We start from the raw sequence: 15,398 nt of genomic DNA, 5'->3' as shown, positions 1-15,398 counted from the left end.
ATCGAAAGGCGTTAGCTTTTATTTAACATTTGTATGTACAAAGGTTTGCATTTAGACTGCAAGCAGGCAAAAAGGTTTAATGAAAGGTTAATTTTTTTTGATTAAAACTGTTAAACTGATCAAAAAGAGTATTGTGTTAGAGTAGACTTTTCCTAGGATTAAAGAAATTTTTTGCAATTTGTCTGATTTTTTTTGCAGTTTATCGATTTTATTTGTAACATTGATATGTTAAACAAAATGGTGGAAATTTTTAGGACTAGTCTTTATTTATAAGGATTTAGTGTTAAAATATGTTAAGAGAAGTTGTTTTTTTTGGTTTTTTACAAAATATTACAGAGAGTTATATTAACAAGTGTTTATTCTTTTTGTTGTTTAAATAATAAAAAAAATGATTTATGAAGAAAAAATTACTTCTCAGTTTATGGTTTACATTTTTACTTGCAGCAATTGGCTATTTATTTTGGCAAAATGAATTTCAATACAGTCTCCCGACTCCAGTGCCAAAGAATTATAAAGCCATTGCAATGGGATCCAAGATCGAACTTGGTCCGTGTTGTGCATTTGACAATAAACCTGTTTTTATTCATTTTTTTAACCCCGAATGTCCCTGTTCGCGGTTCAATGTGCCACATGTAAGCGGTTTAATTAAAAAGTACGGAGATCAGATCAATTTTAAAATTGTTGTGTTAAACAAAGAGAAAAATTTTACGATTGATGAAATACAGCAAAAGTTTGACGCCAAAATCCCTGTTTATTTTGATGAAGCAATGGCTAAAAAATGCGGTGTTTTCTCAACTCCGCAAGCCGTTTTGCTAGATCAGACGCACAATTTATATTACAGAGGCAATTACAATAAAACCAGATATTGTACAGATGCAGAAAGCAATTACGCCCAAATGGCGATTGATTCTCTTCTGAGCAGAAAAAATAATCCGTCTTTTAATGCTTTGGCTCTAAAAGCTTACGGATGCTCTTTACCAAAATGTACCAAATAACTATTTCCAAAAACCTAAATCTAATTGACCTATGAAAACAAAAGCTAGCTTAAACGAACAAGATTATCTGCACAGTTTTATGTCTACTATGACACAAAAATCAGATACGATTATTAATTATGTACTTGCCGTATATTTTCTTCTCGGTATCGGACTTTCTTTTAAATACGATACTTTCGAAATTGGTGTCGGCGTTGGAACGTTGAATCTTTTGCTATATTATTCGGCTAAGTTTTTCATGAAAAACTCCAAATTTTACCAATACGTTTTATCTGTTGTTCTGGCTATTTTTATGGCGCAGTATATTTATCAGATGCATGGTATGTTCGAAATGCACTTTACAGTATTCATCGCCAGTACAATCTTGATTATTTATCAAAACTGGAAACTTCAAATTCCATTGACTTTATTGGTTGTGCTTCACCATGCCGGACTGGCTTATCTGCAAAACTTTATTTACAATGATGCCAACGGACTTCAGGTTTATTTTTCGCAAGTCAATTTTGATCTGGAAACCTTAATTATTCACACTGTTTTGGCTGCTGTTGTATTTTTTATGAATGGCTATTGGGCATATTATTTTAAAGAACACAGTGAAAATCATATTTCAAAAATCTCAGACGAATATGAATTAGAAAATATGAAACTGGCTTCTGCAAAATACAGCTCAATGTCGGCTACAAAAGATTACAACGATTTTATTCATAGAACCACTTTGGACTTAAAACTACCTGTAAATTCAGTTTTAAAACTGATTGATGTTTCGAAAGGGCATACAGACAACGATAAATTGCTGACTTATCTTGAAATGATGAGAGAAAGCGCGAAGAAAATTGATGATTTAGTGAATGATATTCATGTGAAATCGACATCAAATAGAAATTAAAATTCCAAATTTTAAATTCCAAATTGCGATTGAAACCCAAACAAATATCCTCAAATAAAAACCAATATTAATTTTAAAACCCCATTATGTTTAAGTATGATTTGCCAACTGCAGTACCTACGCTGCATAATCTAAAGAAAATTATTGATGACTTTTTAAATGAAAGCATCACATTAAATTCAATTGAAAAAATTGGCGCTCAATCTGAATTTGAAATAGAGTTGAGAGAAATTTTCAAAGGCTATAGAAATAATGCTAATGTTTACGATCTTGATTTTCAATACAAAAAACTAGTTCAGATTATGAACGATATACGTCATCGCAATCTTGCTGTTAACAATCAGATTCCGGAATGGCTGGAAAATGAGTTGGAAACGGTTTTTCGTAAAATCAGAAATATTCTGCTTGTTTTAGAAATCGAGTCAAATTGAAAATAGTTTAAGGATTCATTTTATGTACTTAATTGAATTGTAAATTAATTTAAATGTAAAATTTATGGATACCAGATTACACCGTCCAACACCTTCTGACAGAGAAGTAGACTGGAATAAGAATAAAGTGCTGCTGAGTAAAACCGATAAAAAAGGAACCATATTATATGCCAATGAAGACTTTATAGATGTTTCTGGTTATGATGAATTTGAACTTGTGGGTCAGCCTCACAATATCATTCGCCATCCAGATATGCCAAAGGTTATTTTTAAATTCTTATGGGACAGTATTAAATCTAGCGAAAACATTCATGTTATTATAAAAAACATGGCCAAAACCGGACGCTATTACTGGGTTGTAACCGATTTTAAAATTATCGCAGACGCCGATGGTGAGATTGTGGGTTTCTTTGGCACTAGAAAATCGGTTCCGAATGAGATTATTGTGAAGTTTATCGAGCCTTTGTACAAAAAACTTTTACAGATTGAAGAAACTAGCGGCATGCACGCGTCTGAAGAATATCTGGTAGGTTTTCTAGAAGAAAGAAAGAAAACGTATATGGAATATATCGACCACTTAATCGCAACTGGAAAAGACGATAAAAACAAAGTCAATAAAGGTTTGTTTAGCGGTCTTTTTGAAAAGAAAAACGATCCAAAAAAGAAATAACTAACTAAAATACTTCATTGTGTCTAATAAAAATATTCGCCCCCTTTGAATTTGACCCCCAACAAATCTAAAATCACCAGAATATAATTAGAACGCAATGGAGTTTTTTTTTTTCAAGCTACTAAGCTTCTAAGGTGCTGAGCTTCTAAGTTTCTTAGTATCTTTATAAAACAAAAAAAGCCAAAGATTTAAAAATTAAATCTTTGAGCTTAAAAACCTTAGTAACTTAGCACCTTAGAAGCTTAGAAGCTTAGTAGCTTAGCACCTTAACTAATATAATTCCAAATATTCTTCTTCTTGGTCATTTCGATGAAAATCATTCTTAAAATAGCATTTTCAGGTTTTTGGAGCGCCGAATCTTCTTTTAGGATTTTCATGGCGTAATTTCGAGCCAGAGAAAGGATCTCACGATCTTTTACAATATCAGCGATTTGAAGGTTTAAGACACCACTTTGCTGTGTTCCCATTAAATCGCCAGGACCGCGAAGTTTTAAATCTACTTCGGCAATTTCAAAACCATCGTTGGTTTGCACCATAGTTTCCATTCTGGTTTTGCTGTCAGTACTTAATTTATGTCCCGTCATTAAAATGCAATAACTCTGTTCAGCGCCTCGTCCCACACGTCCGCGCAGCTGGTGCAATTGCGAAAGTCCAAATCTTTCTGCGCTTTCTATAATCATTACACTGGCGTTTGGCACGTTTACACCAACTTCAATTACGGTTGTAGCCACCATAATATTGGTTTTTCCTTCAGAGAAACGCTTCATTTCGGAATCTTTGTCTGCTGGTTTCATTTTTCCGTGAAGGATAGAAATAGAATATTGAGGAAGCGGAAAATCACGCGAAATGCTCTCATAGCCATCCATCAAATCTTTATAATCCATTTTTTCAGATTCCTGAATTAACGGATACACAATATAAATTTGTCTTCCTTTTGCAATTTCGTCACGAAGGAATTTCCAGACTTTCAAACGATTTGAATCATAGCGATGTACGGTCTGAATCGGTTTTCTTCCTGGAGGCAATTCGTCAATAACAGAAATATCCAAATCGCCGTATAAACTCATTGCAAGCGTTCTCGGAATAGGAGTGGCGGTCATAACCAAAACGTGTGGCGGAATATCATTTTTCTTCCACAATTTTGATCGTTGCTCCACACCAAAACGATGCTGTTCATCAATTACAGCCAAACCAAGATTCTGAAACTGTACTTTATCTTCCAGCAAAGCATGCGTTCCAATTAAAATTTTAAGTTCGCCACTTTCTAGTTCTTCATGGATAATTTTCCTTTCAGAAGTTTTAGTTGAACCCGTTAAAATTCGGATATTGATATTTAATGTTTTAGCAAACTCAGACAAACCAAGAAAATGCTGATTGGCTAAAATTTCTGTAGGCGCCATCAGACAAGCTTGAAAACCATTGTCAATCGCCAAAAGCATGCTCATAAAAGCTACAATTGTCTTTCCAGAACCCACATCACCTTGCAGCAAACGATTCATTTGGGCGTTGCTTCCCATATCAGACCTGATTTCTTTAATTACTCTTTTTTGAGCATTAGTTAAATCAAAAGGAAGATGATTTTTATAAAATTCATTAAAAAGTTCGCCTACTTTGTCAAATGGATGCCCTTTTATTTTATGTTTTCGAATTAGATTCTTGGTGATTAATTGCAGCTGAATAAAGAACAATTCTTCAAATTTCAATCTGAATTGCGCTTTCGCTAAAATCTCAGCGCTTTTCGGAAAATGAATATTGAATAATGCCGCGCGTTTCGGAATAAGCTTTAATTCTTCAATTAAAAACGGCGGAAAAGTTTCTGTAAATAGCGCCTGAGTTTCTAGGAAAAGCTGCTCCATCATTTTATTGATGGTACGGTTTGAAATTCCTTTATTAGCCAAAGCTTCTGTCGAAGGATAAACAGGCTGCATAGCCGAACGCAGACTTCTTTCGTGTTCGCTCAATAATTCAATTTCAGGATGCGCCATACTGAATTGGCTTCCGTAAAGAGAACATTTTCCAAAAATTACCAAAGGCTCATTCAGTTTTAAACTTTCACGAATCCATTTGTGGCCTTGAAACCAGTTTAAGTCAATCTGCCCTGTATCATCAACAAAACTTGCCACAAGACGTTTTTTGTTTTTGGCAAATTCAACCGTTTTGATGTTGATTATTTTTCCAATAATTTGAACCTCAGAACCCGTATTCTGCAATTCATTAATCTTGTAATAACGCGTCCTGTCAATATATCGATTCGGAAAAAGATTAACTAAATCCCCATATTTATGAATGCCCAATTCCTTGCGAAGCAGCTGGCCACGGCTCGGACCAACACCTTTTAGGTATTCAATTGGAGTTTCAAGAAGATTATTAGACATTTAATTATTTTAGATTTTAGATTGCTGATTTTAGATTTGGTCCTTCTCCCGAAGCATCCGGACGCTCAGGATGACAATTGGAATTTGGAATTTATTTAATTGGAATTTTATTTTTTTAGAGCCAAGAAAAAAGAATAAATACAAAGTTTAGCTCTATTTTCTTTATTCTATTCTCTTATTTCTTTAGAAAAGCGAAGATAGATTTTAATTGGGAAATTTGAAAATGAATTATAGCTTTCAAGTAACTGAATGTTAACTTATCATTAATTTGAAAATTACGACGCAACCATTTTAAGAAAGTAAAATCTTAATAATAGTTAACCATCAAAAACTATAAAAATGAAAAAAATTGGACTCTTAATTGTAATGCTTTTTTCTTTACTTTCTTGCTCAAACGATGATTCGGGTGATAAGGCAACCGAATCTTACCATGGAAAATGGGTGTTGACGAAAATGGGCAGTGGCAATCCTGCAGCAAATTCGATAGATGTTATGGAATGGGAAGAAAGTTATACTTTCAATTCAAATAATACTTTTTCTAAAACTAGAAAAAGAGACGGCAAAATCACCACTATTGTCGGAACTTATATTGTAACAAAAACAGCAGATCAGACTCAGTTTGAATTAAATTATACAGCTCAAAGCGATATCATTGGTTCTTGCACTTCAAACGTAAAAGAAAATTTACATATCATTAATACTATCGGCAACTTGTATAGTTCTTGGAGCATTTGTGACGGTCCTTTGTTGGTATACGAAAAAAAGAAATAATTTTAATGCTTACTAATTCAATTCTTTTTTTGAAAACTCCGTTTCTGACGGAGTTTTTTTAATTTTTATCGTCAGTAAAATTTTAATAAAAAAGATAATTGTTTAGATTTGTTAAAGCATTTAAATTATAAGCCTCAAATTATGATTAAAGAAGAAAAAGTTCCATTTGAAACAATGGTATTTTCGGGTGTTACATTCAAAGTAATTAACCGTCACGAAGCCCACACTATTATTGGAGATCTGACTGATTTCGGCAATAATAAAATCTACAATGTTTTTGAAGACACTTGGCGTTTTCCTGATTATGAAGAAAATCCAATCTTTCTATTAGCAGAAGACGATGTCGAAATGGATTACTTTGAAATGGATTTCAGCACAGAAGAACATTCTGATGTTTTTATTTTAGGATTTATTTTTAAAGGAAACCTGACAGTTGCAAAATGGATTAGTTCTTACGATACCGATAATTCTCCTGCTTTAATCGTTTTAGGAAAAACAACGACGGTCAACATCAATTTATTTGGAAGCGTTCATTATTTAGGCGGAGGTCTGCAATGCGATACACTAGCTGGAGAATACAATCACGGTGAGCTTTTTGTAAAAGGCGATCTTAAAGCTTGGCTCGTTTATAGCGATGACATGGCGTTTCATTTTGAACGTTTTACGGATGTTCAGGCTATTATTAGTGCGGGAAGACCTGATATTTTAATTTGCAGCAATGTTCAAGATACAGATGGATCTGTGATAACGGTCGAAAATTATCTGCCTTCAACTCATAAATTGTCTGATATTGTAGACGATGCATTTATAGAAATTTCCGCTTATGGCAGTGAAATATTAGGTAATAATTATTTAGATGTTTTTAAAGACGGGCTTTCCATTTTAGATTACGATAAAAAAGAAAAGTATATGTATGCTGATTTTCGTAATCAGTTTATCAATATGATCGAAGTTTTGTCTGAAAATGAGGAACTGAAAGATAACGGAAGTATTGTTAGGCATATTTCAGGTACCACTTATCTTTTCGTTCCTTTTGATTATGAAGGCAAGAAATACAGCCAAATTTCTGAAGAAATTGCCAACGGTTTTGGTATAAGAATGCGTGCTTTATGGTGTCATGATGATCAAGAAATTATGCTTATTTTGGAATATCTTAATGAAGACGGAGATCCGAAATACCAATGGATGAATGACGAAAATGCACAAGGAATTGAGTTTTTCTGTGTAAAACAGGCGGCAATAAAAACGTTTGAAATGCTAACGGCTGAAGTTGTTGAAAATGATGAAGAAGAAACTGAATATGCAGATTACAACAGCAGTTTTTCATTAGAAGAATTTGCCGTTCAATTTGGGGATTACAAACTTCCTCAAGATTTAGTTAAGTTATATGAATTCGAACAAGAGTATGGTGTAGAAAGCTATTCTGAATGCTTCGGACTTACGATAACGGATGATAAAACAGGCATTAAAACATGGTCTGAAGAAGAAGAATTCTACAACAGTTTTATCGAATTTGCAGGCGCAAACGGTTCGGGAAGTTCGTACGCGTATTGGCTTATTGATAAAGATTTAAATAATTGCCCGATTGTTGTTTTTGGTGATGAAGGCGGCGTTCACATTGTGGCAGAAAACACTCAAAAACTGATTCAGCTTTTAACTTTGGATACTGAAATCTCTGTTGACTTTGATAAAGCGTATTTCTATAAAGACGAGGAATATTATGAAGAAAGTGAAAACAAAGATGAATTTCAAGAATGGGTTAAAGAACAATTCAATCTTGATGCAATAGAAGAAAACGAAGAAGCTGACGAAATTGTAGAACAAGCGCAAAGAAAGTACAAACAAAAGTTTAATGATTTCTTAGTGAAGTTTGATATTGAAATTAGCGAAGAAGACGATGATGAATAGTTTTTTTATCTTTGAATTTAAATTAGAAAAAAAATGAAAACACATTTAGCGCTTTTACGAGGAATCAATGTTTCTGGGCACAATATGATGAAAATGGAAGCTTTGAAAGCAATGCTGGAGAGCCTTGGTTTTCAGAATGTTCGCACGTATCTACAATCTGGAAATGTATTTGTAGATAGTGAAGAAGAGGCTTCGAAAGTTGGTTTTATGATCAAACAGGAAATTTTTAAGGTTTTCGGTCATGAAGTTCCCGTTGTCATGATAACCAAAGAAAATTTAGAATCGTGTTTTGCTAATAGTCCGTTTTTAAAAGAAAAAGATATAGATACTAAAAAGCTGTATGTTGCTTTTGTTTCAACGAATTTAAAGAAAGAAAATATAAACGATTTAAAAATCAGTCAGTTTAAGCCAGACGAAGCAAGCATTGATGAAAATAAAATTTTTATTAAATACGCTATCGGCGCTGGAAAAACGCGTTTCGATCAAAAATATATAGAGAAAAAATTAAATGTAACCGCCACAATTCGAAACTGGAATACCGTTACGAACTTGCTTAAAATGTATAACGAATAATGAAAAAATTAATTACAATCTTATTTATTGCTGTTTTTTGCCAATTAGCAACAGCACAGCAAAAAGCTAAATCGAACAGCGAAAATTTCAACACTTTTCTTAAGAAATTTAATGAAGATAAAAACTTTCAATTGAGCCGAGTAAAGTTTCCGTTTAAAATAAAAACAATCGACGATAATTTGGAAGATATTGAGGTGACAATGACGCAGAAGAATTATAGAGTTCTAAAATTGGATGATAAAGGAATGGAGTTTAGACAAAAAATCATCCTAAAACCAAACAAAGCCGTGATTGAACAACGCGGAATTGATACCGGAATTTACGCAGATTATATTTTCGAATTAAAAGATAATAAATGGTTTCTTAAAACTTGGGTTGATCAATCTACTTAATTTAATCACGAAGCCATTTTAGCAAAGCTGTAAAATGAGATTTATTTTCTTTTACAGCTTTTATTTTTTAATTAAATCACAATACCAAAATCCGAAATCAAATGCAGTTTCGTCATTGGTATCGCAGGCTGTGTCTGATGAATCTTGTTTTTCTGGTTTTTCATATTTTCGATAGACAATTTCGCCAATTTCAAAATCAATTGGTTTAGAAAAAATCGGACCGTCAAAAGTAAACGTATGGAATTCGCCGTTCTCACCACAAACATCTACATTTTCAGGCAAATCATTTATAAAATCCTGATCGATAATTCTGCCAACAAAACTTTTTTCTAAATATTTTTCATTGACACAAACGACAATCGTTTTAAATCCCAACGAAATAAATTCATGAATTAAATCTTGAGTCGGAATTTTCCAAATCGGAAAAACACCTGTAAACCCAATTTTAGCCAATTGATTTTCGCGGTACTGGCGTAAATCTTCTAGAAAAATATCTCCGAAAATAGAATGTGTTATGCCGTTTTGTTTGAGCTCCGTCAAAGTCTCAGTCATTACTTTTTCATACACTTCCATTGTAGGCATTTCTGGAACTTCAAGAATTTTTAACGGAATTCCGATGCTTTCGGCTTGTTTCTGCAATAATTCAACACGGATTCCGTGCATCGAAATTCGCTGATATTGTTGGTTTACACTCGTCAGTAAACATTCGATTTGAAATTCAGAATTTTGAAGTGTTTTGTATAAAGCAAGAGCAGAATCTTTTCCGCTGCTCCAGTTAAATAAGGCTTTTTTAGGTTGAGACACGATTTGACGGTTTTATATTGTAAACATACAAATTTCATTCTATTTGTAAAGGAAACCTTTGTAACTTTGGAATCTTACACGCCTAAAATGTCATTATTTAAAGATAAATTTAAAACCAATTCGCATAGATTGCAAAGTTGGGATTATTCTAGTGAAGCGGTCTATTTTATTACGATAGTTACAAAAGACAGAAACTGTATTTTTGGCACTATTGAAGATGAAAAAATGATTTTGAATGAAAATGGAAAGATTGTGGAGATTGAACTTTTAAAATCGATAAATATTCGTAAAAATTGGTTTTTTCATAATTGGGTTATTATGCCAAATCATATCCATTTATTGGTTGAAATTCAAGACAAAGAAAATCAAGATAAAAATATTCACGAAACGTATACTGTAGAGACGCACCGCAGTGCGTCTACGTCCAGCATATCCACAACGGATAATGTTACGGATAATTCTTTGTCGACATACGGGCGTGAGATGCACTGCGGTGCGCCTCTACAAAACCATTCAGATTTAAAATTGTGTACAGATACAAATTCGGATTCCAATATTTTACCCGAAACGTATACTGTAGAGACGCACCGCAGTGCGTCTACGCCCAGCATATCCACAACAGATAATAAATCTGAATCTAATTTTTCTCGTAAATCCAATTCTATTTCATCATTTGTTGCTATTTTTAAATCGATAACAACAAAACAAATTAATGGTTTTGAATCAATTTGGCAGGCCAATTATCACGATCATATTGTTAGAAATTACAAAACGTTTGAAAAGATTTACGATTACATTAAACATAATCCGAGATCTTGGGAAGCCGATTCTTTAAAATAAAATTTTCAATGAAATACATTTTTCTATTCTTCACCAGCATTCTATTTGCACAGCAAACAAAATTTGTTGATTTCAAATCTGTTTCGGGTCAATTAACATTAAATCCGAAAGAAAAAATGATTTCTGGAACCGTAGATTTTCAATTTGAGGTTTTGCAGGATATTGACACTATTTCGCTTGACGCAAAAAATATGGGATTTTCGAATGTAAAAATCGATGAAAAAGAAATCATGTATCTTAATACCAACAAAGAATTGAAATTGATTTTTCCGTTCAAAAAAGGGCTGAATCATTTGACTTTCAGTTACACGGCAAAACCAAAACAGGCATTGTACTTTGTTGAAATGGAAAATGATGAAATGCAGATTTGGACACAAGGGCAGGGAAGATATACCAGCAATTGGTTTCCTAGTTTTGATGATGTAAACGAGAAACTGATTTTTAATCTCGGAATTTCTTATGATGCCACATATCAGGTAGTTGCAAACGGAATTTTAAAAGAAAAAACAACAAACGGAAATCTAAATCACTGGCAATTTCAAATGGAAAAACCTATGAGTTCCTATTTGTTGATGCTGGCTATCGGAAAATTTGATAAAAAAGAATTTAAATCAAAAAGCAAAATTCCTTTAGAATATTATTACGAGCCTAAAGATGCGGATCGTTTTGAGCCAACGTATCGTTATTCGAAACGAATTTTTGATTTCCTTGAAAAAGAAATTGGTGTAAAATATCCTTGGAAAATTAACAGACAGATTCCAGTGAGAGACTTTTTATATGCAGGAATGGAAAATACAACGTCCACACTTTTTGCGACGCGTTATGTAGTAGATTCAATTGGTTTTTGCGACAGAAATTATACTAATGTAGACGCGCACGAATTGGCACATCATTGGTTTGGCGATTTAATTACGGCTGAAAGCAGTACGCATCATTGGCTTCAGGAAGGATTTGCAACTTATTTTGCGCTTCTAGCAGAAAGGGAAATTTATGGAGAAGATTATTTTTATTCTAAACTGTACGATACTGCCCAGCAGATTAAATTTGCTTCTCGTACCGACACCATTCCAGTTTTGAACGCAAAAGCCAGTTCGCTTACTTTTTATGAAAAAGGAGCTTGGGCATTGTTTGTTCTGCATGAATCAATCGGAGATAAAGCCTTTAAAAAAGCAATTAAAAATTATCTCACCAAATATGCTTACCAAACGGTAAACACGCAGAAATTCTTTGACGAGATTAAAAAAGTCTCTGATTTTGATTTGGAAAAATTTCAGAAAACCTGGCTAGAATCAACTGTTTTTGATACGCCGACAGCAAATGCATTATTGAGTAAAAATAAAACGATTCAAAAGCGTTTAGAAATCGATAAACTGAAAAAAACACCTTTGGCTGAAAAAGTTGCTATTTTGAAAAGCACTTTAGAATCAGATATATATCAATCGGTAAAAACAGCTGTTGTCGATCAGTTAGAAAATGAAAAATATGAAGACAAAAAGGCTCTTTTGCTTTTGGCAATGCAAACTAATAATATTGTTGTCCGTCAAAATCTTGCGGGATCCTTAACTAAAATTCCAGAAGATTTTCGAACAAATTACGAAACACTTCTGGATGATAAATCTTATCAGACACAAGAAATAGCGTTGTATTGGTTATGGCGAAATTTTCCAGATCATCGAACAGCATATTTGGATAAATCTAAAAATTGGATTGGTTTCAACGATTACAACCTAAGAACTTTATGGCTATCTCTTGTTCTATCAACCCCAAATTACAGTAGTGATCAAGATACTCTGGTAAACGAATTAATTGCATTTTCGTCCACCAAATATGAAGCGACAACTAGACAAAATGCTTTAGAAAAACTGATTGCTTTTAAAATCATTAACGATCAGGTTTTGAGTAATTTAGTTGGCGCCACTACACACCATATGTGGCAGTTTTCAAAATTTGGTAGAGATACTATTAGAGTTCTGTTAAAAAATCCTGAAATGCGTGCTTCTTTTAATAGAATTTTGCCTAATTTGACACCCGATGAGCAGTTCCAATTGAATCGCTTGTTGAAAGAGTAAATTAGACTTGAGTAGAAGCAAGATTCAAGAAGAAAGATAAGAAATGCTGAGAAATAGATAAAAGAGAATAGAATATAGAATATAGATATTGGAGGCAAGAAACAAGAGTAAAGAAGTCTTTCTTCTTGCTTCTTATCTCTATTCTCTAAAAAAAATAATCCCAAAAACAAAATCTACATTACAATTTATGAGAGCATTGGTTATTTCAGGTGGCGGCAGTAAAGGCGCTTTTGCCGGCGGTGTTGCCCAGTATTTAATAGAAGAAAAAAGACACGAATACGATTTGTTTTTAGGAACTTCGACAGGAAGTTTGCTCATTCCGCATTTAGCTCTCGGCCATATTAAAAAAATACATTCTGTATATACTAATGTAACCATGTCGAGTATTTTTAATATTTGTCCGTTTGTTGTAAAAACTAAGGATGGAGTTGATATTGTGACAATCAATCACTTTAATGTAATACGCCAGTTTTTTAAAGGAAAACGAACTTTTGGAGAAAGCAAAGGCTTGAAAAAATACATTCAGAACAATTTTTCTATTTCTGATTTTAATAAACTCAAAAAGCTCAAAACCGATGTTATCGTTACGGTAACCAATTTTACCAAAAACGAATCAGAATATAAATCGGTAAAAGATTGTACGTATGAAGAGTTTTGCGAATGGTCTTGGATTTCGAGCAACTATGTTCCGTTTATGAGTTTAGTCGAAAAAAACAATTGTGAATATGGTGACGGCGGATTTTCAAGCTTGGTTCCAATTCGCGAGGCCATAAACCGTGGCGCGACCGAAATCGATGTGATTGTGCTAGAAACAGAAGTAAATACGACTAAAACGGTTATCGGTAAAAATCCGTTTTCACTAATGATCGATTTGTTCCGAATTGCTTTGGATCAAGTAGAAAAACACGATATTGCTATAGGAAAACTTATGGCAAATAATAAAAATGTGAAATTAAATTTATATTATACTCCAATAAAATTGACTGATAATGCGTTGATTTTTAATAAAGAGGTAATGAAAGAATGGTGGGAACAAGGTTACGAATATGCTCAGAATAAGTCTGAAACGATGAGCGACAATAAGATATTAATTTAGATTTAAGATTGCAGATTTTAGATTTTAGATTATACTGATGAACGTTGAGAATCTAAAATCTAAAATCAACAATCTAAAATTATTCTAATACCAAAGGTCTGCAACTTCAGATTTAATAAAACTCAAAGCGGCATTACTTGGTGATTGTTTTTCTAATAAATCATTCAAAATAACTTCGCGAAGTTTATCAGCGTTTTCGACTTTTTCGCTCATAGCGGCTTTACGAATCATTTGTATTGTTGCATTTTTTGCAGTTGTAATGATAGTCCAGCATTCTTCAGAAACATAAATTTGCTGTGTTAAGTTGTGTTCAAACTCCTGTTCAATTTGGTCGATCAAGAAATTTTCGTAATCATGTTTTAACGGTGAAATTGGTGCAACTCTAATTAAAAGTTTAGTCAGATTAATACGTTCCAAAAACAAAGTCATGCGTTCGTAGGCTTGTAAACGTATTGGCAGCGACTCTTTATGTGCTTGTTTGTTTAATAAAAAAGCACGTTTTCTGTCATTGTTTTTAATGTGTAATTCAAAGAAACGATACGCTACAACTCCTGTAACTAAGGCTGGTAAAGTATAACTCGCAAGTTCTATTATTTTGTTGAAATCCATTGGAATAATTTTTAAGCAAAAATATACTTTTTGATCAAAAATCAACTTTAAATTTTTGGTAATAAACAAAAAGGAAGACGTACTTTTGCAACTTGTTTTTTACGGAGACCGAAATATCTTTTTAATGGATTCATACATAATACTTTTACTTTGTTTGGCGGCTTTTGCTGCAGGATTTATTGACGCCATTGTTGGTGGAGGTGGATTAATCCAAACTCCGATGGGATTAATTTTATTGCCTAATCTTCCTGTTTCAACTGTAGTTGGAACGTTGAAAATTCCAGCTTTTAGCGGAACTGCTTTTGCAGCTTTTCAGTATTTGAAAAAAGTAGTGATTCAGTGGAAACTCTTAATTATTATGATGTGTCTGGCGGTTCCGTCGGCATTTTTAGGTTCTACAATCTTAACGTTGGTCAGCAATGATTTTATGAAACCGCTTTTGCTGGTGGTTTTATCCTTGTTGTTTATTTATACTTATGCCAAGAAAAATTTCGGACAGCACGTTGCTAAAGATCATTCGGCAACGACACAAATATTTTATGCAGTTGTAATTAGTATAATAATCGGTTTTTACGACGGATTTATCGGGCCAGGAACGGGAAGTTTTTTTGTTGTGGCTTTTATTGCACTTTTAGGGTTTGATTTTCTTCACGCTTCCGCGAATGCCAAAATGGTAAATCTAGCAACCAATTTCGGTTCGATTTGTTTGTTTATGATTAAAGGAAAAATCATTTGGACTATTGCAATTCCGATGGCTATAAGCAACGGACTCGGCGGATGGCTTGGCGCAAAATTGGCTATTAATAAAGGAAACGGATTTATTCGAATTTTCTTTCTGATTGTGGTTGTCGGGACTTTGATTCGATTTGCTTATGATGTGTTTTTTAAATGAAGCTTCTGAGGAGCTAAGATTCTAAGAAGTTTTGAGGGTTTTCTTATTTTTTCTTGTTTTTTTGATTTATATTTGTTGTTTAATGAT

Annotated in this window: 15 protein-coding genes; 12 read left to right on the top strand and 3 right to left on the bottom strand. The window is 33.3% G+C overall.

Going from position 1 to position 15,398, the window contains the following annotated elements:
* The first annotated feature begins 395 nt into the window (after nt 1-395).
* From ACWA1F_RS07700 to ACWA1F_RS07685, 4 genes are all read left to right on the top strand, one after another.
* Entirely contained in the window at nt 396-995 is a 600-nt protein-coding gene (locus ACWA1F_RS07700) for a TlpA family protein disulfide reductase (protein WP_306155274.1), read from the top strand.
* A 31-nt stretch (nt 996-1,026) separates the two neighbouring features.
* A complete protein-coding gene (locus ACWA1F_RS07695) occupies nt 1,027-1,881 on the top strand; it encodes a hypothetical protein (protein ID WP_306155272.1) in 855 nt (284 codons plus the stop codon).
* Nucleotides 1,882-1,967: 86 nt separating this feature from the next.
* Complete coding sequence (locus ACWA1F_RS07690; protein ID WP_456892988.1) at nt 1,968-2,312, top strand: hypothetical protein; 345 nt, start codon at nt 1,968-1,970, stop codon at nt 2,310-2,312.
* 64 nt (nt 2,313-2,376) lie between these two features.
* Entirely contained in the window at nt 2,377-2,982 is a 606-nt protein-coding gene (locus ACWA1F_RS07685) for a PAS domain-containing protein (RefSeq protein ID WP_306155269.1), read from the top strand.
* A gap of 266 nt (nt 2,983-3,248) precedes the next feature.
* Here the strand turns inward: ACWA1F_RS07685 and recG are convergent, their stop codons facing one another.
* Nucleotides 3,249-5,357 carry an ATP-dependent DNA helicase RecG gene (gene recG, locus ACWA1F_RS07680; protein ID WP_456892986.1) on the bottom strand — a complete coding sequence of 703 codons (2,109 nt, stop codon included), beginning with the start codon at nt 5,355-5,357 and terminating at the stop codon, nt 3,249-3,251.
* Between the two features lie 339 nt (nt 5,358-5,696).
* Here recG and ACWA1F_RS07675 point away from each other — a divergent pair, with 339 nt between their 5' ends.
* The 4 genes from ACWA1F_RS07675 (at nt 5,697) to ACWA1F_RS07660 (ending at nt 9,001) form a co-directional block, all read left to right on the top strand.
* Complete coding sequence (locus ACWA1F_RS07675; RefSeq protein WP_456892984.1) at nt 5,697-6,128, top strand: hypothetical protein; 432 nt, start codon at nt 5,697-5,699, stop codon at nt 6,126-6,128.
* A 141-nt stretch (nt 6,129-6,269) separates the two neighbouring features.
* A complete protein-coding gene (locus ACWA1F_RS07670) occupies nt 6,270-8,036 on the top strand; it encodes a hypothetical protein (protein WP_456892982.1) in 1,767 nt (588 codons plus the stop codon).
* Nucleotides 8,037-8,069: 33 nt separating this feature from the next.
* Nucleotides 8,070-8,609, top strand: a complete 540-nt coding sequence (locus ACWA1F_RS07665; RefSeq protein WP_456892980.1) for a DUF1697 domain-containing protein — start codon at nt 8,070-8,072, stop codon at nt 8,607-8,609.
* Nucleotides 8,609-9,001, top strand: coding sequence for a DUF4348 domain-containing protein (locus ACWA1F_RS07660; RefSeq protein ID WP_456892978.1), 393 nt, complete (start codon nt 8,609-8,611; stop codon nt 8,999-9,001). Before ACWA1F_RS07665 ends, ACWA1F_RS07660 begins: the two co-directional genes overlap by 1 nt.
* 60 nt (nt 9,002-9,061) lie before the next feature.
* Here ACWA1F_RS07660 and ACWA1F_RS07655 read toward each other — a convergent pair whose 3' ends face one another.
* Nucleotides 9,062-9,805, bottom strand: coding sequence for a Dph6-related ATP pyrophosphatase (locus ACWA1F_RS07655; RefSeq protein ID WP_456892976.1), 744 nt, complete (start codon nt 9,803-9,805; stop codon nt 9,062-9,064).
* 87 nt (nt 9,806-9,892) lie between these two features.
* Here ACWA1F_RS07655 and ACWA1F_RS07650 point away from each other — a divergent pair, with 87 nt between their 5' ends.
* From ACWA1F_RS07650 to ACWA1F_RS07640, 3 genes are all read left to right on the top strand, one after another.
* Nucleotides 9,893-10,645 (top strand): transposase, encoded by a 753-nt coding sequence (locus tag ACWA1F_RS07650; RefSeq protein ID WP_456892974.1) that lies wholly within the window; start codon nt 9,893-9,895, stop codon nt 10,643-10,645.
* An 8-nt stretch (nt 10,646-10,653) separates the two neighbouring features.
* A complete protein-coding gene (locus tag ACWA1F_RS07645) occupies nt 10,654-12,714 on the top strand; it encodes a M1 family metallopeptidase (protein WP_456892972.1) in 2,061 nt (686 codons plus the stop codon).
* A gap of 187 nt (nt 12,715-12,901) precedes the next feature.
* The gene (locus ACWA1F_RS07640) at nt 12,902-13,810 is read left to right on the top strand and encodes a patatin-like phospholipase family protein (protein ID WP_306155259.1); all 909 of its coding nucleotides are present in this window, start codon (nt 12,902-12,904) and stop codon (nt 13,808-13,810) included.
* Nucleotides 13,811-13,894: 84 nt separating this feature from the next.
* Here ACWA1F_RS07640 and ACWA1F_RS07635 read toward each other — a convergent pair whose 3' ends face one another.
* The gene (locus ACWA1F_RS07635; RefSeq protein WP_456892970.1) at nt 13,895-14,419 is read right to left on the bottom strand and encodes a DUF7935 family protein; all 525 of its coding nucleotides are present in this window, start codon (nt 14,417-14,419) and stop codon (nt 13,895-13,897) included.
* A gap of 124 nt (nt 14,420-14,543) precedes the next feature.
* Between ACWA1F_RS07635 and ACWA1F_RS07630 the strand changes: the two genes are divergently transcribed.
* Complete coding sequence (locus ACWA1F_RS07630; protein WP_306155257.1) at nt 14,544-15,311, top strand: sulfite exporter TauE/SafE family protein; 768 nt, start codon at nt 14,544-14,546, stop codon at nt 15,309-15,311.
* The last annotated feature ends 87 nt before the right edge of the window (nt 15,312-15,398 follow it).

This window comes from Flavobacterium erigeronis (genome assembly GCF_054075165.1).
Note: the sequence above shows the minus strand (reverse complement) of the source record. Positions and strands in the feature narration are given on the sequence as shown.